Consider the following 18,051-nt stretch of genomic DNA (forward strand, 5'->3'; position numbering starts at 1 on the left):
CTCCGTGCTTCTGGGGCGTGGCTACCGGTCGCCGTCGTCCGTCCTGGACAGGCGCAGCGCGAGGTGTTGCAGGAGGTCGGCGCTCTTGATGTCGGTCCTGCCCGAGTCATGCACCTCGGCGAGCTCGGAGAAGAGGAAAGCGAACGCGCCCACCAGGGAGATCGTCACCGGCATCAGCGCCGCGATGGTCGCCTCCGCGGCCTCCTCCACGCTCGATTCCGCCGGGATCTCGATGGAGGGGAACGCCTCTGTCACCAGGCGCCCGAGCTGGGCGTCCTCGGTCTCGATGTCGGGCTCGGCATCCTTGCTGAGCCTGCGCACCATTTCCTGGGTCTCGGTCAGGACGCCGATTGCGCGCAGGATGATCTCGCTCTGTTCCATGCGCGGAGCCTAGGCGGACGGTGCCCCGCCGCGGGCGCTGTTCCGGGCGGGGCTTCGTCGGATCCGCGCAAGCAGCCATGCAGCACGAACAGTTGACACGTCGACGTTACGCGCGGCCACTGACAACGGCGGCGCCCCGAACCGTCCCGCCCGAACCGCCGCCCCACCTGCGGGTTGCCGTGCCGTCACGGACCGTGTCCGCGCAGGGGGTCCGGTCTAAGCTGGAGGACATGGCCTACGAGATTCCGGTGACGCAAGCCCGCGCTGAGCTCGCCGATCTGATCAACCGCGTCGTGTACGGCGGTGAACGCGTCGTCGTGACCCGGCACGGCAAGCCGCTCGTCGCGCTGGTCTCCGCCGCCGATCTCGAGCGCCTCGAGGCCCTGGGGGAATCGGGGGACGAGCAGGTGATCAGCTCCGTCTCCGGCATCGGCTCGACCTCGTCCGCCGGCGGCGACCGCCACCGCTTCGGCATCGCCGCGGAGCACCGGGGACCGGAGGTCAGGTAAGTCGGCGGATCCGGCAGCTCCGGCAGATCTAGCCGGTCCGCCACGTCCAGTACGTCTCCGCCGGCCTCAAGAGGCGCCCGGATCAAGTGACTTGGGTGACTGTCCCGGGCAGGGAAAGGCCGTGCGCCCCCGTCCGCTACAGCGGGGACACACGGCTGTCATGAGGGCGCGCGGCGTCAGCCGACCGCCACCGCCTCCCGCGCCGCGGGCTCCCCGGCCCCTTCGCCGGCGCCCCGCTTCTTGCGCAGCCCGCCCAGCAGTACGCAGGCGAGCCCGAGCCCTGCCCAGGCCGCCAGCGTGATCGCGGGCGTCATGGCCCGCGCCCCGTCGAAGTACGAGACCGAGCGCAGCAGCGTTCCCCCCGCGCCCGGCGGCAGGAGCTGGCCGATGCGGCCGACCGGTTCGGGCAGTAGCTGCGGCGCCGACGACACCCCCGAGAACGGGTTGCCGAGCAGCACCATCAGGAGTGAGCCCACCCCGATCCCCGCCGGGCCGAACAGCGCGGAAAGTCCGGCCACGGTGCCGCCCACGGCCAGCGCCGACAGGCCCAACACCCCGGCTTCCGCCCACCAGTTGCCCGTAAGCACCCCGAGCCAGCTGTGCGTGAGCGCCGCCGCCACGACGCCTACGAGCGAGGACGCCACCACGAGCGCACCCGCCGCCCGCCACCCGCGCAGCCCGAGCAGCGTCACCACGGCGCCGCCGGCCACACCCGCGATCGCCAGCGGCAGCACGCTCGAACTCAGCACCGCCCCACGCGGATCCCCGGCCGGCGCGGCGACCACGTCGACCGTCGGCACCCGCGTGCCCTTCGGCGCCTCGGCGGTCACGGCCTGCTGGAGCAGCTGCGCGACGACGGGGCTCGCCGCCGTCGCGGTGAGGAGCTTCGGGCCCTGGGGCGTCGCCGCCACCGCTCCGTAGACGGTCCGGTCCGTGATCGCCGCGCGCGCCGCCGCCTCGTCGGCGTACCGGTGAATCTCGAACGCGCCTTTGTGGGACCGCAGTTGCTGCTCGACGGGTGCTGTGGCGGCCGCCGGTCCCGCGACGCCGAGCGGGAGGTCGCGGGGCGCGGTTCTGGCCCCGGGCCAGGCGAACGCCCACAGCGCGAGTGCGACGAGCATCGGCACGAGCAGGGCGACCGCGGCCATCCTGCGCGCCGGAGACGGCGGGGCCGGGGTGGCGGTCGGGCTGGACATGGCTTCCTCCGGGAAGAGCGGGAGCTTATAGCGAAGGATCGTTCGTTTTACTGACGGCCACTGTCCCGGCGTGGCCGTCCCTTGTCAAGAATGAATGTTCGTTTTACTTTGTGACCATGGCTCGTGTATCCCAGGAACATCTGGACGCCCGTCGTCGGCAGATCCTCGACGGTGCGACCCTCTGCTTCGCGCTCAACGGCTTCCACGCCACGTCCATGCAGGACGTGCTGAAGTCGGTCAATCTCTCCGCGGGCGCGGTGTACCGCTACTTCAGCGGCAAGGAGGAGCTGATCGGGGCCATCGTCACCGAGGTGCTCGACGAGATACGGGGTGTCTTCGAGTCGGCCGGCGCCGAGAGTCCGCCCGCGCCGCCGGACGTGCTGGTGGGGAGGGTTCTGGGCAGGATCCTCGGGATGCGGCCGGGGCTCACGCACGAGGGTGTGTCCGTCTTCCCGCGGCTGATGGTCCAGGTGTGGACGGAGACCCTGCGCAACGACGAGCTCTCCCGGGTGATGCGCGAGGCGTACGTCGGCGTGCGCGCGGCCTGGGTGAAGATTGTCGAGGGGTATCAGGCCGCTGGGATGATGCGCGCCGACATCCCCGCCGACGACGTCGCCCGGGTCATGATCGCCACGGCGCAGGGATTCGCCGCGCAGCAGGCCCTGTTCGGGGAAGTTCACGTCCCTGTCGAAACTTTGCAGAACGGCCTGCGGGCCCTGATGAGTATGGGCGCGGCCAGCTGACGGTCATGGGCGGGTCAAAGGGTGGTTAACCTCGTTGAAACTCCCCCCGATTAGCCTGCACCGCACGTCACCAGGGGCTTTTGTAACCGGGATGCACAAGATCGTGTGCATTGCTTGTATGTTACATCTATACCCGCCGCGGTGGCCGCGGCAGCCGGATCCCGCACGGTCCGGAGTGAAGGACTGTGAGGTGAGCTGTGCAACTGACCCCGCACGAGCAGGAACGACTGCTCATTCATGTGGCAGCCGACGTGGCCGAGAAGCGTCGGAGCCGGGGTCTGAAACTCAATCATCCCGAGGCGATCGCTCTTGTCACGTCGCACATTCTCGAAGGTGCACGTGACGGCCGGACCGTAGCCGAACTCATGTCGTCCGGCCGCAAGGTGCTCACGCGCGACGACGTGATGGAGGGCATCCCCGAGATGATCCACGACGTGCAGGTCGAGGCGACCTTCCCCGACGGCACCAAGCTCGTCACCGTCCACGATCCCATCGTCTGACGGGGGGAGCGCTTCCATGATTCCCGGAGAGATCCTCTTCGCGGACGAGCCCGTCGTGTTCAACGAGGGCCGCGAGGTCACCCGTCTGACCGTGCTCAACGCCGCCGACCGGCCCGTCCAGGTCGGCTCCCACTACCACTTCGCCGAGGCCAATCCCGGTCTGGAGTTCGACCGTGCCGCAGCGCACGGTCTGCGACTCAACGTCGCCGCAGGGACCGCCGTGCGCTTCGAGCCCGGAATCCCTGTCGACGTCGAACTCGTGCCTCTGGCCGGCCGGCGCATCGTGCCGGGTCTGCGGGGCCAGACCGGAGGTGCCCTCGATGGCTGAACTCTCCCGCGCCGCCTATGCCGACCTGTTCGGCCCCACCACCGGCGACCGCATCCGCCTCGCGGACACCGACCTGCTGATCGAGATCGAGGAGGACCGCTCCGGCGGCCCCGGCCTCTCCGGTGACGAGTCCGTGTTCGGCGGCGGCAAGGTGATCCGCGAGTCCATGGGCCAGTCACGCGCTACGCGCGCAGACGGCGCCCCCGACACCGTCATCACCGGCGCCGTGATCGTCGACCACTGGGGCATCGTCAAGGCCGACATCGGCATCCGGGACGGCCGGATCGCCGCGATCGGCAAGTCCGGCAACCCCGACACGATGGACGGCGTCCACCCCGACCTCGTCATCGGCCCCGAGACCGAGATCCTCGCCGGCAACGGCAAGATCGTCACCGCGGGCGCCATCGACACCCACATCCACTTCATCTCGCCGACCATCGTCGACGAGGCGCTCGCCTCCGGTGTCACCACGCTGATCGGCGGCGGCACCGGCCCGGCGGAGGGCTCCAAGGCGACCACGATCACCCCTGGTTCGTGGCACCTTGCCCGCATGTTCGAGGCGATGGAGTCGAGCCCGGTCAACATCGGCTTCCTCGGCAAGGGCAACACCACGTCCGCCGAGTCCATGTACGCCCAACTGCGCGGCGGCGCCGTCAGCTTCAAGATCCACGAGGACTGGGGCGCGACTCCCGCCGTCATCGACGCCTGCCTGAACGTCTGTGAGGACACCGGCGCGCAGCTCGCCGTCCACACGGACACCCTGAACGAGGCGGGCTTCGTGGACGCCACCTTCGACGCCGTGGCCGGCCGCACCCTGCACGCTTTCCACGTCGAGGGCGCCGGCGGCGGGCACGCGCCCGACATGATCACGGCCGTCTCGCTGCCCAACATGCTGCCGAGCTCGACCAACCCGACGCGGCCGCACACCGTCAACACCGTCGAGGAACACCTCGACATGCTGATGGTCTGCCACCACCTCAACCCGGCCGTCCCCGAGGACCTGGCCTTCGCCGAGTCCCGGATCCGGCCCACCACCATCGCGGCCGAGGACATCCTCCACGACATCGGCGCCATCTCGATCATGTCCTCGGACTCCCAGGCGATGGGCCGCATCGGCGAGGTCGTCCTGCGGACCTGGCAGACCGCGCACGTCATGAAGCGCCGCCGCGGCCTCCTGCCCGGCGACACCCGCGCCGACAACCTGCGCGCCCGTCGCTATGTCGCCAAGTACACGATCAACGCGGCCGTCGCACAGGGCATCGACCACGAGATCGGCTCCGTCGAGTCCGGCAAGCTCGCCGACCTGGTGCTCTGGGACCCCCGGTTCTTCGGCGTCAAGCCGCAGCTCGTCATCAAGGGCGGCCAGATCGCGTACGCTCAAATGGGTGACGCCAACGCGTCCATCCCCACGCCGCAGCCCGTCCTGCCCCGCCCCATGTTCGGTGCCCACGGCAGGGCCCCCGCCTCGAACTCGTTCTTCTACGTGACGCAGACCGCCCTCGACGACGGGCTGCCCGAACGCCTCGGCCTGGACAGGAAGTTCGTGCCGATCCGCTCGACGCGGGGACGCACGAAGGCGGACATGCGGGAGAACGACGCGCTGCCGCGGGTCGAGGTCGCCCCCGACAGCTTCGCCGTCACCATCGACGGCGAACTCGTCGAACCCGCACCCGCCGCCGAACTGCCGCTCGCCCAGCGGTACTTCCTGTTCTGACGGGCCGAGAAGAAGAGATATGACACGAGCCGCACTCCTCGTCCTGGCCGACGGCCGCTTCCCCGCCGGTGGGCATGCCCACTCCGGCGGGGCGGAGGCCGCCGTCAAGGCGGGACGCATCACGGGCGCGGCGAGCCTGGAGGACTTCTGCCGGGGCCGTCTGCACACCACGGGACTGGTGTCGGCGTCCCTGGCGGCGGCCGCCGCGCTCGGCCTCGATCCGGTCACCCTGGATGAGGCCGCCGACGCCCGTACACCGTCACCCGCCCTGCGCACCGCGGCGCGCAGGCTCGGCAGGCAGCTCATGCGCGCCGCGCGCGCGGCCTGGCCGCATCCCGAACTCGACACGCTCGCCCGTCGGTTCCCCAAGGGGGCCCATCAGCCGGTGGTCCTCGGCCTCACCGCCCGGGCCGCGGGCCTCGGAGCCGCCGACGCCGCCTACTGCTCCGCGTACGAGAGCGTCAGCGGGCCCGCCACCGCGACGGTCCGGCTGCTCAGCCTCGACCCCTTCGACGCGACGGCGGGGCTCGCGCGCCTCGCGGACGACATCGACCGTGTCGCGACGGCGGCCGCCGAGGCTGCGGCACGAGCCGTCACCGAAGGGGCGGATTCCTTGCCCGCGGCGTCCGCGCCGCTGCTGGAGGTGGGGGCCGAGGCCCACGCGGCCTGGGCTGTGCGCCTGTTCGCGTCCTAGGACGCGACGCGGCGGACACGCCTCAGGGCGCCCTGCCTCCCCACTGAACGATCGGAGTAACACCATGCACCTCGACCACTCACATGACGGCCCCGCCGCGGTCAGCGCCGACGCCCGCCGTCCCGACGGCACCCGCCGCGCCGTTCGTATCGGCCTCGGCGGCCCCGTCGGATCCGGCAAGACCGCCACCGTCGCGGCGCTCTGCCGCGCGCTGCGCGACGAGCTGTCCCTCGCCGTCGTGACGAACGACATCTACACGCGCGAGGACGCCGAGTTCCTGCTCCGCGAGGCCGTGCTGCCGCCCGAGCGCATCACCGCCGTGGAGACGGGCGCCTGCCCGCACACCGCCATCCGCGACGACATCTCCGCCAACCTGGAGGCCGTGGAGGACCTGGAGGACGAGATCGGGCCGCTCGACCTGATCCTCGTCGAGTCCGGCGGCGACAACCTCACGGCCACGTTCTCGCGCGGCCTCGTCGACGCGCAGATCTTCGTCATCGACGTCGCCGGCGGCGACGACATCCCGCGCAAGGGCGGCCCGGGCGTCACCACCGCCGACCTGCTCGTCATCAACAAGACGGACCTCGCCCCGTACGTCGGCTCCGACCTCGCCAGGATGTCCGCCGACGCCAAGGCGCAGCGCGCCGAACTCCCTGTCGTCCTCCAGTCCCTGCGCTCCGACGACGGTGTGCGCGAGGTCGCCGACTGGGTGCGCGGACAGTTCGCCGAGTGGACGGCATGACCGCAGGCGTACGCTCCACGGCCCGCATCACGGCGAGTGACGACGGCCGGGGCGGCACCAGTCTGCCCGTCCTCGACGCAGAGGGCTCCCTGGCCCTGCGCCGCATCCGCTCGACCGGTCCTGACGCGCGCGTCATGCTCGTCGGCGCCATGAGCGGGCCGCTCGGCGGCGACCACATGAGTGTCGAGGCGCATGTGACGGCAGGTGCCCGCCTGCGCATCGGGTCCGTCGCCGCGACGATCGCCCTGCCCGGCCAGGCCAAGGGCGAGGCGCGCTACGACGTCCGCCTCAGGGTCGACGACGGGGCCGAACTGCACTGGCTGCCCGAGCAGTTGATCTCCGCGTGCGAGAGTGACCTGCGGGTCACCACGCGGGCCGAACTCGCTCCGGGCGCCCGGCTCGTGCTGCGTGAGGAACAGGTGCTCGGCCGCACCGCCGAGGAGCCCGGCCGGCTCACCAGCCGGCTCACCGTCCACCGCGCGGGCCGCCCCCTGCTCGACCAGGAGCTGTCCTGCGGCCCCGGCGCGCCTGGCGGCTGGGACGGCCCCGCCGTACTCGCGGGACATCGGGCGCTCGGCCAACTCGTGGTCGTAAGGCCCGAGTTCGAGAAAGACAGGCCGTCGCCCGCGCTGCTCGGCGAGAATGCCGCGCTGACGCCGCTCGCGGGGCCCGCCGTCCTGGTCACGGCCCTCGCGTCCGACGCGCTGCGGCTGCGCGGAACGCTCGACGAGGCCCTGCGCCGCCTGTCCTGAGCGACGGCCCAAGGGGCCCGGCCGGTCCGAACCAAACGACCGTACGGGCCCATTCCGCTCACCGGGACGAGTTATACCGTTTATCGGATTGGTAAAGAACGTCAACTGTCCCTGTTGTCAGGGGCGGTGCAGGCGCAAGGATCCCCGTACTGATCGAGAACCCGATCGAAGTAATGATCGAATCGATGTACGGAGGACTCAGTTGAGACGGACTCGACTTACCAGTCGAAGCAGCCGGACGGCGGTGATCGGCTCCGCCGGAACCCTGGTGGCGGCGACCCTGATTGCGGGAGCCATGGCGGCGCCCGTCGCCAGCGCGGACTCCCGGAGCGGCCAGGACCGTGAAGCCCGTGGTGCGGCCGTCGCGGCGGCCCGTGCCGCCAAGGCCGGCATCGACTGGAAGGACTGCCCCGCCGACTGGGGCATAGCCAAGCCCATCCAGTGCGGCTGGGTGACGGTGCCGCTCGACTACGCGAAGCCGTACGGCAAGCAGATCAAGCTCGCCGTCGACCGCATAGGCTCCACCGGCACCAAGGACGAGCGCCAGGGCGCCCTCGTCTACAACCCGGGCGGCCCCGGCGGCTCCGGCATGCGCTTCCCGACGCGGGTGACCACCAAGAACCCGCTCTGGACGAAGACTTCGAAGGCGTACGACTTCGTGGGCTTCGACCCGCGCGGCGTCGGCCACTCCGCGCCGATCTCCTGCATCGACCCGCAGGAGTTCGTGAAGGCCCCCAAGGCCGACCCGGTCCCCGACTCCGATGCCGACAAGCTCGGCCAGCGCAAGCTCGCCAAGGAGTACGCGGACGGCTGCGCCGAGCGCAGCGGCGACATGCTGCCGCAGATGACCACGCCGAACACCGCGCGCGACCTCGACGTCATCCGCGCCGCCCTCGGCGAGAAGAAGCTCAACTACCTGGGCGTCTCCTACGGCACGTACCTGGGCGCCGTCTACGGCACGCTCTTCCCGGGCCACGTCCGCCGCATGGTCGTCGACAGCGTCGTCGACCCGTCGCGCGACAACATCTGGTACGAGGCCAACCTCGGCCAGGACGTCGCCTTCCAGGGCCGCTGGAACGACTGGACCTCGTGGGTGGCCAAGAACGACGCCTCCTTCCACCTCGGAGACACGCAGGCCAAGGTCGAGGCCCAGTGGCTGAAGCTGCGCGCCGCCGCCAAGAAGAACCCCATCGGTGGCGTCGTCGGCCCCGCCGAGCTGATCGCCTTCTTCCAGAGCGCCCCGTACTACGACTCGTCGTGGGTGCCGGTCGCGCAGGTGTGGAGCAAGTACGTCGCCGGCGACACCCAGGCGCTCGTCGACGCCGCGGCCCCCGACATGTCGGACACCGCGGGCAACGCCGCGTCGGAGAACGGCAACGCGGTCTACACCGCCGTCGAGTGCGCCGACGCCAAGTGGCCCACCAGCTGGAAGAAGTGGGACCGCGACAACACGCGTCTGAACAAGGACTACCCGTTCATGACGTGGGCGAACGCGTGGATGAACCTGCCGTGCGCCACCTGGCCCACCAAGCAGCAGACCCCCGTGAACGTGAAGACCGGCAAGGGCCTGCCCGCCGTTCTGATCGTCCAGTCCACCCGTGACGCGGCCACCCCCTACAAGGGTGCCGTCGAGCTGCACCAGCGCTTCAAGGGCTCGCGCCTGATCACCGAGAAGGACGCGGGCTCCCACGGTGTCACCGGCCTGACCAACCCGTGCATCAACGACCGGGTCGACACCTACCTGCTCACCGGCAAGACGGACAGCAAGGATGTGACGTGCGCCCCGCACGCCACGCCCAAGCCGTAACCACCGTCACGCGGTGAACATGTGATGGCCCGGCCTCCCCAAAGAGGCCGGGCCATCGTCGTGCCGTCGCTGCCGGGCGCTCGATCCGGCCCGGGCTCAGCTCAGCGGCATCCGCGGGAACTTGCGGGCCTTGTCCTTGGCCGCTTCGGCCTCGGCCTTGACGTCGGCCGCGTACTTGTCGACGTACTCCTGGCCGGACAGGCCGAGGATCGCGTAGATGATCTCGTCGGTGACCGCGCGGAGGATCGCCTTCTCGCCGTCCATGCCGGCGTAGCGCGAGAAGTCCAGGGGCTCGCCGAAGCGGATCGTCACGCGGTGGAGGTTCGGGATGACCTGGCCGGGCGGCTGCGCCTCGAACGTGCCGATCATCGCGCAGGGGATCACCGGGACCTGCCCCTTGAGTGCCATCGCTGCCACGCCGACCTTGCCCTTGTAGAGCCGCCCGTCGTGCGAGCGCGTGCCCTCCGGGTAGATGCCGAGCAGCTCGCCCTTGCTCAGCACGCCGAGGCCCTCGCGGATCGCTGCCTGGCCCGCCGCTTTGCCGGAGCGGTCCACGGGGATCTGTCCGGCGCTGCGGAAGAACGCGGCGGTCAGCCGGCCCCTGATGCCGGGCCCCGTGAAGTACTCCGCCTTCGCCAGGAACGTGATGCGCCGCTTCAGGATGGCCGGCATCAGGAAGTGGTCCGAGAACGACAGGTGATTGCCCGCGACGATCGCCGCGCCCGACTCCGGCACATGGTCGAGCCCCTCGATCCGGGGCCGGAACACCAGCCGCAGCAGTGGGCCCAGAATCACGTACTTGAGCAGTCGGTAGAACATGCTGGGCCGCCTTCCCCGTGGATCCAGATGCGTGCGCACAGTAACCAATCGTCGGCCCGCGCGCGAGAGCCCGTTCGGACCTCGCCGGGTCTCCGACCGGGGGACCGCACGGCGCGTCCGCTTGGCGGCCGCCCGGCACAGGGAGTCCCCTGGCCTCCGTTCGTCCCGCACCTTCACCGGAGGTCCCGTGATGCGTCCGCTCGTTCTCGCCGCCGCAGCCCTCACCGCCCTCGCCGCGGCCGGCCCCGCCCGCGCCACCGCCACCGACCCGCCGGCGCCCCAGGGGGTCTTCCTCACCGTCTCCGGGAATCAGGGTTCATGGATGCGCGGTGAGCTGCTGCGCTGCGAGCCGGGGGCGTCCGGGCACCATCCCCACGCGTCAGAGGCGTGCGCCGCACTCGACGGGGCGCAGGGGAATCTGGACGCGCTGCACCCGGCCCCGGAGATGTGCACCCAGGTCTACGCCCCGGTCACCGTGAGCGCGAGCGGCACATACCGCGGCAAGAAGATCACCTGGGAGAAGACCTTCGCCAACGCCTGCACGATGAACGCGTCGACCGGGTCCGTCTTCCGCTTCTGACGCGCGGGACCCGCTCTCGCGGCACCGGGCCATGCGTCAGGTGCTGCGCGACGCGGCCATCCCGAGGGTGAGCAGACCGAGCACGACCCAGCCGAACCACAGCCACCCGTTGCTCCCGAGCGCCACCGTGTAGGCCGTCACCGCGACGAGGGCGCCGACGGTGAGCACCCCCATCGTCTTCATCGATCCGGGCATGGCCCGCCTCCTCCCGGTAACCCGGACGGCGCAGCGCCCGGACCACGGCTGAACACCATGGTCACCCCTCAGGGGCGCCGGGCGCTACCGGCCGCGCGTGTTCAGTGAGGCGAGATACGCGTTGTACGCGACAAGCTCCTGGTCACCGTCGCGGTCCGCGGCCCGGTCCTTGCGGCGCGCCTGCCGGTCCTCGGACTTCTTCCACTGGAAGAGCAGCGCGAGCAGCACGAGCACCGAGGGCACCTCGCTGAACGCCCAGGCGATACCGCCCGCTGCCGTCTGGTCCGCCAGCGCGTCGATCCCGAGCGAGGCCGGCGGGTGCTCGTACGTGCCGATCATCGGCCCGGACGCCATCATCAGCGCGATGCCGAAGAACGCGTGGAAGGGCATGCCCGCGAAGAGCTCCAGCATCCGCATCACATAGCCGGGGCGGTGCGGGCCCGGGTCCACGCCCATGATCGGCCAGAAGAAGACCAGGCCGACGGCGAGGAAGTGCACCATCATGCCGATGTGCCCGACCTTCGAACCCATGAGAGTGTCGAAGATCGGCGTGAAGTAGAGCGCGTACAGGCTCGCGATGAACAGCGGGATCGTGAACGCGGGATGCGTGACGATCCGCATGTACCGGCTGTGCAGCAGCATCAGGAGCAGCTCGCGCGGCCCCTTCGAGCCGCGCCGCGCCACCGGCATCGCCCGCAGGGCGAGCGTGATCGGCGCGCCCATCAGGAGCAGGATCGGCGAGAGCATGCTGATCACCATGTGCTGCACCATGTGCACGGAGAACATGACCATGCCGTAGTCGTTCAGCTTGGTGCACATCACCAGCATCACGGTCAGCACGCCGATGACGAACGACAGCGTGCGGCCCACCTGCCAGCTGTCACCGCGCCGCGCGAGCCGCACGACACCCCAGCCGTACAGGCCGAGCGCCACCAGGCACCCGATCAGGAAGAAGGGGTCCGCCGACCATGCGAGGCCTCGCCCCAGCGTGAACGGCGGCAGATCCATGTTCATGCCGTGCCCGCTGTGATCCATCCGCCGGCTCCTGATTGGTACTGGTTATGGGCTGTCTGTCCGCACCAGAGTAGAACTGCCCCCGGTCGCGGTCGCGACCGGGGGCAGACTCTTCAGGAGCGAACTACAGAACGCACTCCGCCTCGGCGTACCGCTCCTGCGGAACCGTCTTCAGCGTCTCGACGGCCTCGGCGAGCGACACCATCACGATGTCCGTGCCGCGCAGCGCCGTCATCATGCCGAACTCGCCGCGGTGCACGGCCTCGACGGCGTGCCAGCCGAAGCGCGTGGCGAGCACACGGTCGTACGCGGTGGGGGTGCCGCCGCGCTGCACGTGACCGAGGATCACCGGGCGGGCCTCCTTGCCGAGGCGCTGCTCCAGCTCGCCGGAGAGCCGCGTCGCGATGCCCGCGAAGCGCTCGTGGCCGTACATGTCCTTGACGCCCTCGTCGAACTCCATGGAGCCGGGGGCGGGCTTGGCGCCCTCGGCGGCCACGACGATGGCGAACTTCTTGCCCGCGGAGAACCGCTCGCCGACCTTCGCGGCCAGCTCCTCGATGTCGAAGGGGCGCTCCGGCACGACGATGGCGTGGGCGCCCGCGGCCATGCCCGAGTGCAGCGCGATCCAGCCGGTGTGACGGCCCATGACCTCGACGATCAGGACGCGCTGGTGGGACTCGGCGGTCGTCTTGAGACGGTCGAGCGCCTCGGTCGCGACGCCGACGGCCGTGTCGAAGCCGAAGGTGACGTCCGTGACGGCGATGTCGTTGTCGATCGTCTTCGGCACGCCGACGATCGGGAGGCCGCTGTCGGACAGGAGGCGGGCCGCCTTCAGCGTGCCCTCTCCGCCGATCGGGATGATCGCGTCAAGACCCAGATCCGCGACATGGCCCTTGGCCCGCTCCACGCCGTCGCGCAGATGCGCGGGCTGGACCCGCGACGAGCCGAGGATCGTGCCGCCGCGGGCGAGGATGCCGCCCACCGCGTCCAGGTCGAGCTTGCGGTAGTCGCACTCCAGCAGGCCCTTCCAGCCGTCGTGGAAGCCGATGACCTCGTCGCCGTGGTCGACGACGGCACGGTGCACGACCGAACGAATCACGGCGTTCAGGCCGGGGCAGTCTCCGCCGGAGGTGAGGACACCAATACGCATAGCCCGAGAACCTTTGCAAAGTGGGCCGATGACCGGACCACTTTGTCCGGCTGGATCCCCGCCACCCTACCGGCGGGAGGGGGCGGGGCCGCACCTGACGTCCGCCTGCTGGACTGACCCGCTCACTTGTGCGGGACAGTGATCAGGCGGGCTGCTGAGCCGACGCGATCCGCTCGTTGCGCAGCGCCTCGTACCAGCGGTCGTCGACCGGCGGCAGCGCGTTGACATCGAGGGCCAGCTTCAGGAGCAGGTCCGCGATCAGCGGGTTGCGGGCGAGGACGGGGCCGTGCATGTACGTGCCGAACACGGTGTCGTTGAACGCGCCCTCCGTGCCGTCACCCGTGCCGTTGCCCTTGCCGATCTGCACGCGCGCGAAGGGCCGCGCCGACGGGCCGAGGTGCGTGATGCCCTGGTGGTTCTCGAAGCCCGTCAGCGGGGGGAGCCCCAACTGCGGGTCGATGTCGCCCAGTACGTCGCCGACGCACCGCTCGCCCTCACCGCGCGTGGACACCACGTCGAGCAGGCCGAGGCCCTGCTCGCGCTCGCCCAGGTCGTTGATGAACTCGTGGCCGAGGATCTGGTAACCGGCGCAGACCGAGAAGACGATCGCGCCGTTGGCCACGGCGCGCTGGAGACCGCCGTCACGCCGAAGCCGCTCCGCGGCGAGACGCTGCGGCCGGTCCTCACCCCCGCCGATCAGATAGATGTCGCCGGAGGTGGGCACCGGCTGGTCGCTGCGCACGTCGAGCCGGTGCACGTCGAGGCGGCGCTGGCGGGCGCGGCGCTCCACGACGAGGGCGTTGCCCTGGTCGCCGTACGTGCTCAGGAGGTCGGGGTAGACCCAGACCAGACGAAGGCCGTTGTCGCTCATGCTCATGAATCCTCTGCGGGGTCTCAGTTGCCGACGCGGCGGCGGACGTCCTGGAACGCGGTGTAGTTGGCGATCAGTTCGATCCGCCCTGGCGGGGCGGACTGCACCGCCTCGTCGACGCTCTCGCAGACCCGGAAGTCCAGGCCGGCGACCTCGAGCCGCACGGCGAGGTCGAGCCTGCGGTCGCCGATCACGAAGATCGGGTGACCGGCCAGACGTGTGTAGTCGACGTCCCACAGCCAGGAGGTGTCGGTGCCGTCGGCGCCGCGCGCGTTGACCGAAAGGATCACCGGGGTCGGCGGCGGGTCGATCAGGGAAAACGTTTCGAGCCAGCCCGCCGGGTTCTTCGCGAGCAGCAGACGCAGGTCGCGGCCGAGGAACTGCACGACGTCGTAGCGTCCCGCGACCGCCTGCACCTGGTACATGCGCTCGAGGGCCACCTGGGGCGGCACGCCGAAGCACGCGGCGACGGCGGCCGACGAGGTCGCGTTCGCCTTGTTGGCGCGGCCGGGGAGCTGGAGGTGGATCGGCCAGGCCGAGCCGTGCGGGTCGAGGACGTAGTCGCCCTGGAGCGCCCAGCTGGGCGTCGGACGGCGGAAGCCGCACTCGCCGCAGTACCAGTCGTCGCCGGGGCGCTGCATCACGCCGCCGCACGACGGGCAGGACCACGCGTCGTCCTTCCACTCCTGGCCGGCGGCGACCCACACCACGTTCGGCGAGGAGGACGCGGCCCAGACGACCAGCGGGTCGTCCGCGTTCGCGATCACGATCGCCTTCGAACCGGCCAGGCCCTCACGCCACTTCTCGGCGAGCATGCGGGTCTCGGCGGCGCGGTCGAGCTGGTCGCGCGAGAGGTTGAGCAGCGCGATCGCCTTGGGGGCGGTGTCGCGGGCGACACCCGCCAGATACTTCTCGTCGACCTCGATCACGCCGAACTTCGCGTCCGAGCCGCCGGCGAGTGCCGAGGTGATGCCCGCGGGCATGTTCGCGCCGAGCGCGTTCGACACGACGGGGCCGGCGGCGCGCAGGGCCTCCGCGATCAGCCGCGTGGTGGTGGTCTTGCCGTTCGTCGCCGAGACGAGCACCACATCCAGATGCTGCGCAAGCCGCCCGAGCAGCTCGGGGTCGAGCCTGAGCGCGACCTTGCCGCCGATCACCGATCCGCTGCCGCGGCCCGCCGCGCGGGACACCGCCGCGGCCGCCTTGCCCGCCGTGACGGCCAGCTTGGCCCGCGGAGTCAGCGGCTCCGAGTTGCCTGACATCGTTCTGGATCCTCCTTGCGTACGGCGCCGCGCCTGCCCCCGGCATCGCTTGGTGGAGTCAGCCTATCGAGATCCACCTTTGAGCCCGAACCGCGGCACCACCCCGGATCCGGGGCTCGCCCTGACCGTACCCTTACGGCCATGCGACACGGCTCGATCCCGGGCGCCTCCGGGCGCGTACGACCCCTGACCCTGCTCGGTGATCCCGTGCTGCACACGCCCTGCGAGGAGGTGACAGATTTCGGGCCCTCGCTCGGCCGCCTAGTGGAGGACCTGTTCGCGACGATGTACGCCGCCCAGGGCGTGGGCCTCGCGGCGAATCAGATCGGCGAGTCCGCGCGGGTATTCGTGTACGACTGCCCCGACGACGAGGACGTCCGTCACCTCGGGCACATCGTGAACCCGCGCCTCGTCGACGCGGACGGGGTGGTCGTGCGCGGCCCGGAGGGCTGTCTGTCGCTGCCGGGCCTGGAGGCGGGCACGCCCCGCTTCGACCATGCCCGCGTCGAGGGTGTGGACCTGCGGGGCGAACCTCTGGTCGTGCACGGCACGGGCTGGTTCGCCCGCTGCCTCCAGCACGAGTGCGACCACCTTGACGGGCGGGTCTACACGGACCACGTCACGGGGTGGCGCCGCCGCAGGGTGCTGCGCCAGGCGGCGCGGGCCCCCTGGGCGACCGGCGCAGCGTCCTGAGGCTCCTTGGGTCAGAAGCCCGGCCCGCCCACCTTGTCGCCCGCCGCGGCGAGCCTGCCCCACAGCAGGTCGGCGAGGCTGCGCACCAACTCGCTTCGCGAGCAGGGCCTTTCGCCGAGCCACCAGTCACCCGCGGCGTGCATCATGCCGACGATTCCGTGGCCCCAGACGCGCGCGAGCTGCTGGCTGCCGGGGCCGAGATCGATGCGTTCCTCGATGACCTCGGCGAGCTCCTCGCCCATGCGGCGCAGCAGGGGAGCGGAGTGCATGCCGACGTAGAAGCCCTGCTCGCCCGGTGCTGCACTCTCGGACACGCTCTCCGAGGGGTGCATGAGGAAGCGGTACACCTGAGGCCGTGCCTCGATCGCCGCGAGATAGGTGTCGAGCGTCGACTCGACCCGCTCACGGCGTTCGGCCGGGGCGTCGAGCGCGGCCCGCAGCGAGGCGAGGAGCGCGTCGGTGTGGCGCTTGGCGAGCGCGGCGTAGAGGCCGCCCTTGTCGCCGAAGTGCCGGTAGAGGATCGGCTTGGTGATGCCCGCCTCGGCCGCGATGGCGTTCATGGACGCACCGGGCCCGTCGCGGAGCACCACGCGGTCCGCGGCCTCCAGCAGCTCTCGCCGCCGGCGCTCGGCAGACGTCTGCTGTTCCGTCCGCTGTGTGGTCTCCATGAGGTTTCTCCCCGCCCGTGCGATGGCCTGACGCACGCGAAACGTAACACTCGACGGCCTCGGGGCATCGAACGGGCTGCCGGGAGTTGACAGGGGCTACTGGCGAGTAACAGACTGCCGTTACCGCAAGTAACGTGTGAAGTGTACGCAGTGCTGGAGGGGACATGGCCGAGTTCACGATGGATCTGAACGACGAGCAGAAGGAAGTCAGGGGCTGGCTCCACGGGTTCGCCGCCGATGTGATCCGTCCCGCGGCCGCCGAGTGGGACGAGCGTGAAGAGACGCCGTGGCCGGTGATCCAGGAAGCCGCCAAGATCGGAATCTACTCCCTGGACTTCTACGCGCAGCAGTTCTTCGACCCGACGGGTCTCGGCATCCCGATGGCCATGGAGGAGCTGTTCTGGGGTGACGCGGGCATAGCCCTGTCGATCGTCGGGACCGGGCTCGCCGCGGTCGGCGTCCTCGCCAACGGCACCGAAGAGCAGATCGGCACCTGGATCCCCCAGATGTACGGCGACGCCAACGATGTCAAGGTCGCCGCCTTCTGCTCGTCCGAGCCGGACGCCGGATCCGACGTCGCCTCCATGCGCACCCGCGCCGTCTACGACGCGGCCAAGGACGAATGGGTCCTCAACGGCACCAAGACCTGGGCGACCAACGGCGGCATCGCCAACGTCCATGTCGTCGTCGCCGTCGTCGACCCCGAGCTCGGCTCCAAGGGCCACGCCTCCTTCATCGTCCCGCCGAACACGCCTGGCCTGTCCCAGGGCCAGAAGTTCAAGAAGCACGGCATCCGCGCCTCGCACACCGCCGAGGTCGTCCTCGAGGACGTACGCGTCCCGGGCTCCTGCCTGCTCGGCGGCAAGGACAAGCTCGACGAGCGCATGGCGCGCGCCCGTGAGCGCGCCAAGGCCGGTGGCGGCGAGCGCGTGAAGAACGCCGCCATGGCCACGTTCGAGGCGTCCCGCCCCGCCGTCGGCGCGATGGCGGTGGGCACGGCCCGCGCCGCCTACGAGGAGGCCCTGGAGTACGCCAAGACGCGTACACAGTTCGGCCGCCCGATCATCGACAACCAGGGCGTCGCCTTCCAGCTCGCCGACATGCGCACGCAGATCGACGCGGCGCGACTCCTGGTGTGGCGCGCCTCCTGGATGGCGACCACGGGCAAGAAGTTCGAGTCGGCCGAGGGCTCCATGTCGAAGCTCTTCGCGAGCGAGACCGCCAAGAAGGTCACCGGCCAGGCCATCCAGATCCTCGGCGGCAACGGCTTCACCCGCGAGTACCCCGTCGAGCGCATGCACCGCGACGCCGCGATCTACACGATCTTCGAGGGCACCAGTGAGATCCAGCGCCTGGTGATCGCCCGCACGCTCTCGGGCATGCCGGTCCGCTAGCCGAGTCGGCCGGTGCCCCTCGCGCGGCGCGGGGCACCG

The 18,051-nt window shown here is 70.6% G+C and carries 21 protein-coding genes; 12 read left to right on the forward strand and 9 right to left on the reverse strand.

Annotated elements, in window-relative coordinates; translation table 11 throughout:
* Positions 1 to 21: 21 nt before the first annotated feature.
* Positions 22 to 381: a hypothetical protein gene (locus tag OG574_RS37995; RefSeq protein ID WP_326776897.1), complete on the reverse strand. Its 360-nt coding sequence runs from the start codon at positions 379 to 381 to the stop codon at positions 22 to 24.
* A gap of 230 nt (positions 382 to 611) precedes the next feature.
* Between OG574_RS37995 and OG574_RS38000 the strand changes: the two genes are divergently transcribed.
* Positions 612 to 890: a type II toxin-antitoxin system Phd/YefM family antitoxin gene (locus OG574_RS38000; RefSeq protein WP_326776898.1), complete on the forward strand. Its 279-nt coding sequence runs from the start codon at positions 612 to 614 to the stop codon at positions 888 to 890.
* A gap of 176 nt (positions 891 to 1,066) precedes the next feature.
* On the opposite strand, the gene OG574_RS38005 is transcribed toward OG574_RS38000, so the two are convergent.
* Positions 1,067 to 2,086 carry an ABC transporter permease gene (locus OG574_RS38005; RefSeq protein ID WP_326776899.1) on the reverse strand — a complete coding sequence of 340 codons (1,020 nt, stop codon included), beginning with the start codon at positions 2,084 to 2,086 and terminating at the stop codon, positions 1,067 to 1,069.
* A 116-nt stretch (positions 2,087 to 2,202) separates the two neighbouring features.
* On the opposite strand from OG574_RS38005, the gene OG574_RS38010 reads away from it, so the two are divergent.
* The 8 genes from OG574_RS38010 (at position 2,203) to OG574_RS38045 (ending at position 9,366) form a co-directional block, all read left to right on the forward strand.
* A complete protein-coding gene (locus OG574_RS38010; protein WP_100597541.1) occupies positions 2,203 to 2,829 on the forward strand; it encodes a TetR/AcrR family transcriptional regulator in 627 nt (208 codons plus the stop codon).
* A 197-nt stretch (positions 2,830 to 3,026) separates the two neighbouring features.
* Positions 3,027 to 3,329 (forward strand): urease subunit gamma, encoded by a 303-nt coding sequence (locus OG574_RS38015; RefSeq protein ID WP_326776900.1) that lies wholly within the window; start codon positions 3,027 to 3,029, stop codon positions 3,327 to 3,329.
* A gap of 16 nt (positions 3,330 to 3,345) precedes the next feature.
* Positions 3,346 to 3,657, forward strand: coding sequence for an urease subunit beta (locus tag OG574_RS38020; protein WP_100597539.1), 312 nt, complete (start codon positions 3,346 to 3,348; stop codon positions 3,655 to 3,657).
* Positions 3,650 to 5,371 carry an urease subunit alpha gene (locus tag OG574_RS38025; protein ID WP_326776901.1) on the forward strand — a complete coding sequence of 574 codons (1,722 nt, stop codon included), beginning with the start codon at positions 3,650 to 3,652 and terminating at the stop codon, positions 5,369 to 5,371. Before OG574_RS38020 ends, OG574_RS38025 begins: the two co-directional genes overlap by 8 nt.
* Positions 5,372 to 5,390: 19 nt before the next feature.
* Entirely contained in the window at positions 5,391 to 6,065 is a 675-nt protein-coding gene (locus OG574_RS38030) for an urease accessory protein UreF (protein WP_326776902.1), read from the forward strand.
* A 64-nt stretch (positions 6,066 to 6,129) separates the two neighbouring features.
* Positions 6,130 to 6,807 carry an urease accessory protein UreG gene (gene ureG, locus OG574_RS38035; protein WP_326776903.1) on the forward strand — a complete coding sequence of 226 codons (678 nt, stop codon included), beginning with the start codon at positions 6,130 to 6,132 and terminating at the stop codon, positions 6,805 to 6,807.
* The gene (locus OG574_RS38040; RefSeq protein WP_326776904.1) at positions 6,804 to 7,559 is read left to right on the forward strand and encodes an urease accessory protein UreD; all 756 of its coding nucleotides are present in this window, start codon (positions 6,804 to 6,806) and stop codon (positions 7,557 to 7,559) included. Before ureG ends, OG574_RS38040 begins: the two co-directional genes overlap by 4 nt.
* Positions 7,560 to 7,854: 295 nt before the next feature.
* Positions 7,855 to 9,366 (forward strand): alpha/beta hydrolase, encoded by a 1,512-nt coding sequence (locus OG574_RS38045; RefSeq protein ID WP_326778751.1) that lies wholly within the window; start codon positions 7,855 to 7,857, stop codon positions 9,364 to 9,366.
* 96 nt (positions 9,367 to 9,462) lie between these two features.
* On the opposite strand, the gene OG574_RS38050 is transcribed toward OG574_RS38045, so the two are convergent.
* The gene (locus tag OG574_RS38050; protein ID WP_326776905.1) at positions 9,463 to 10,185 is read right to left on the reverse strand and encodes a lysophospholipid acyltransferase family protein; all 723 of its coding nucleotides are present in this window, start codon (positions 10,183 to 10,185) and stop codon (positions 9,463 to 9,465) included.
* A 190-nt stretch (positions 10,186 to 10,375) separates the two neighbouring features.
* Between OG574_RS38050 and OG574_RS38055 the strand changes: the two genes are divergently transcribed.
* Positions 10,376 to 10,765, forward strand: a complete 390-nt coding sequence (locus OG574_RS38055; protein ID WP_326776906.1) for an SSI family serine proteinase inhibitor — start codon at positions 10,376 to 10,378, stop codon at positions 10,763 to 10,765.
* A 36-nt stretch (positions 10,766 to 10,801) separates the two neighbouring features.
* Here OG574_RS38055 and OG574_RS38060 read toward each other — a convergent pair whose 3' ends face one another.
* The 5 genes from OG574_RS38060 to OG574_RS38080 all read right to left on the reverse strand — a co-directional run bounded on the left by OG574_RS38060 (position 10,802) and on the right by OG574_RS38080 (position 15,257).
* Positions 10,802 to 10,960, reverse strand: a complete 159-nt coding sequence (locus tag OG574_RS38060) for a hypothetical protein (RefSeq protein ID WP_100597532.1) — start codon at positions 10,958 to 10,960, stop codon at positions 10,802 to 10,804.
* Positions 10,961 to 11,044: 84 nt separating this feature from the next.
* Positions 11,045 to 11,995: a cytochrome c oxidase assembly protein gene (locus OG574_RS38065; protein WP_326776907.1), complete on the reverse strand. Its 951-nt coding sequence runs from the start codon at positions 11,993 to 11,995 to the stop codon at positions 11,045 to 11,047.
* A gap of 103 nt (positions 11,996 to 12,098) precedes the next feature.
* Positions 12,099 to 13,124, reverse strand: coding sequence for a 6-phosphofructokinase (locus OG574_RS38070; RefSeq protein ID WP_100597530.1), 1,026 nt, complete (start codon positions 13,122 to 13,124; stop codon positions 12,099 to 12,101).
* Positions 13,125 to 13,266: 142 nt separating this feature from the next.
* Complete coding sequence (locus OG574_RS38075; RefSeq protein WP_100597529.1) at positions 13,267 to 13,995, reverse strand: type 1 glutamine amidotransferase; 729 nt, start codon at positions 13,993 to 13,995, stop codon at positions 13,267 to 13,269.
* A 23-nt stretch (positions 13,996 to 14,018) separates the two neighbouring features.
* Positions 14,019 to 15,257, reverse strand: coding sequence for a Mur ligase family protein (locus OG574_RS38080; RefSeq protein WP_100597528.1), 1,239 nt, complete (start codon positions 15,255 to 15,257; stop codon positions 14,019 to 14,021).
* A gap of 141 nt (positions 15,258 to 15,398) precedes the next feature.
* Here OG574_RS38080 and def point away from each other — a divergent pair, with 141 nt between their 5' ends.
* The gene (gene def / locus OG574_RS38085; protein WP_100597527.1) at positions 15,399 to 15,950 is read left to right on the forward strand and encodes a peptide deformylase; all 552 of its coding nucleotides are present in this window, start codon (positions 15,399 to 15,401) and stop codon (positions 15,948 to 15,950) included.
* Positions 15,951 to 15,961: 11 nt separating this feature from the next.
* Here def and OG574_RS38090 read toward each other — a convergent pair whose 3' ends face one another.
* Positions 15,962 to 16,618 (reverse strand): TetR family transcriptional regulator, encoded by a 657-nt coding sequence (locus OG574_RS38090; RefSeq protein WP_100597526.1) that lies wholly within the window; start codon positions 16,616 to 16,618, stop codon positions 15,962 to 15,964.
* A gap of 164 nt (positions 16,619 to 16,782) precedes the next feature.
* On the opposite strand from OG574_RS38090, the gene OG574_RS38095 reads away from it, so the two are divergent.
* A complete protein-coding gene (locus OG574_RS38095) occupies positions 16,783 to 18,012 on the forward strand; it encodes an acyl-CoA dehydrogenase family protein (protein ID WP_326776908.1) in 1,230 nt (409 codons plus the stop codon).
* The last annotated feature ends 39 nt before the right edge of the window (positions 18,013 to 18,051 follow it).

Origin of the sequence: Streptomyces sp. NBC_01445 (assembly GCF_035918235.1) — a bacterium.
Taxonomy (GTDB): Bacteria; Actinomycetota; Actinomycetes; order Streptomycetales; family Streptomycetaceae; genus Streptomyces.

Coding starts and splice junctions, on each gene's coding strand:
- OG574_RS38020 (WP_100597539.1), top strand. CDS start 3,346: ATGATTCCCGGAGAGATCCTCTTCGCGGACGAGCCCGTCGTGTTCAAC.
- OG574_RS38055 (WP_326776906.1), top strand. CDS start 10,376: ATGCGTCCGCTCGTTCTCGCCGCCGCAGCCCTCACCGCCCTCGCCGCG.
- OG574_RS38010 (WP_100597541.1), top strand. CDS start 2,203: ATGGCTCGTGTATCCCAGGAACATCTGGACGCCCGTCGTCGGCAGATC.
- OG574_RS38075 (WP_100597529.1), bottom strand. CDS start 13,995: ATGAGCGACAACGGCCTTCGTCTGGTCTGGGTCTACCCCGACCTCCTG.
- OG574_RS38050 (WP_326776905.1), bottom strand. CDS start 10,185: ATGTTCTACCGACTGCTCAAGTACGTGATTCTGGGCCCACTGCTGCGG.
- OG574_RS38040 (WP_326776904.1), top strand. CDS start 6,804: ATGACCGCAGGCGTACGCTCCACGGCCCGCATCACGGCGAGTGACGAC.
- ureG (WP_326776903.1), top strand. CDS start 6,130: ATGCACCTCGACCACTCACATGACGGCCCCGCCGCGGTCAGCGCCGAC.
- OG574_RS37995 (WP_326776897.1), bottom strand. CDS start 381: ATGGAACAGAGCGAGATCATCCTGCGCGCAATCGGCGTCCTGACCGAG.
- OG574_RS38025 (WP_326776901.1), top strand. CDS start 3,650: ATGGCTGAACTCTCCCGCGCCGCCTATGCCGACCTGTTCGGCCCCACC.
- OG574_RS38005 (WP_326776899.1), bottom strand. CDS start 2,086: ATGTCCAGCCCGACCGCCACCCCGGCCCCGCCGTCTCCGGCGCGCAGG.
- OG574_RS38060 (WP_100597532.1), bottom strand. CDS start 10,960: ATGCCCGGATCGATGAAGACGATGGGGGTGCTCACCGTCGGCGCCCTC.
- def (WP_100597527.1), top strand. CDS start 15,399: ATGCGACACGGCTCGATCCCGGGCGCCTCCGGGCGCGTACGACCCCTG.
- OG574_RS38045 (WP_326778751.1), top strand. CDS start 7,855: ATGGCGGCGCCCGTCGCCAGCGCGGACTCCCGGAGCGGCCAGGACCGT.
- OG574_RS38065 (WP_326776907.1), bottom strand. CDS start 11,995: ATGGATCACAGCGGGCACGGCATGAACATGGATCTGCCGCCGTTCACG.
- OG574_RS38000 (WP_326776898.1), top strand. CDS start 612: ATGGCCTACGAGATTCCGGTGACGCAAGCCCGCGCTGAGCTCGCCGAT.
- OG574_RS38070 (WP_100597530.1), bottom strand. CDS start 13,124: ATGCGTATTGGTGTCCTCACCTCCGGCGGAGACTGCCCCGGCCTGAAC.
- OG574_RS38090 (WP_100597526.1), bottom strand. CDS start 16,618: ATGGAGACCACACAGCGGACGGAACAGCAGACGTCTGCCGAGCGCCGG.
- OG574_RS38095 (WP_326776908.1), top strand. CDS start 16,783: ATGGCCGAGTTCACGATGGATCTGAACGACGAGCAGAAGGAAGTCAGG.
- OG574_RS38030 (WP_326776902.1), top strand. CDS start 5,391: ATGACACGAGCCGCACTCCTCGTCCTGGCCGACGGCCGCTTCCCCGCC.
- OG574_RS38080 (WP_100597528.1), bottom strand. CDS start 15,257: ATGTCAGGCAACTCGGAGCCGCTGACTCCGCGGGCCAAGCTGGCCGTC.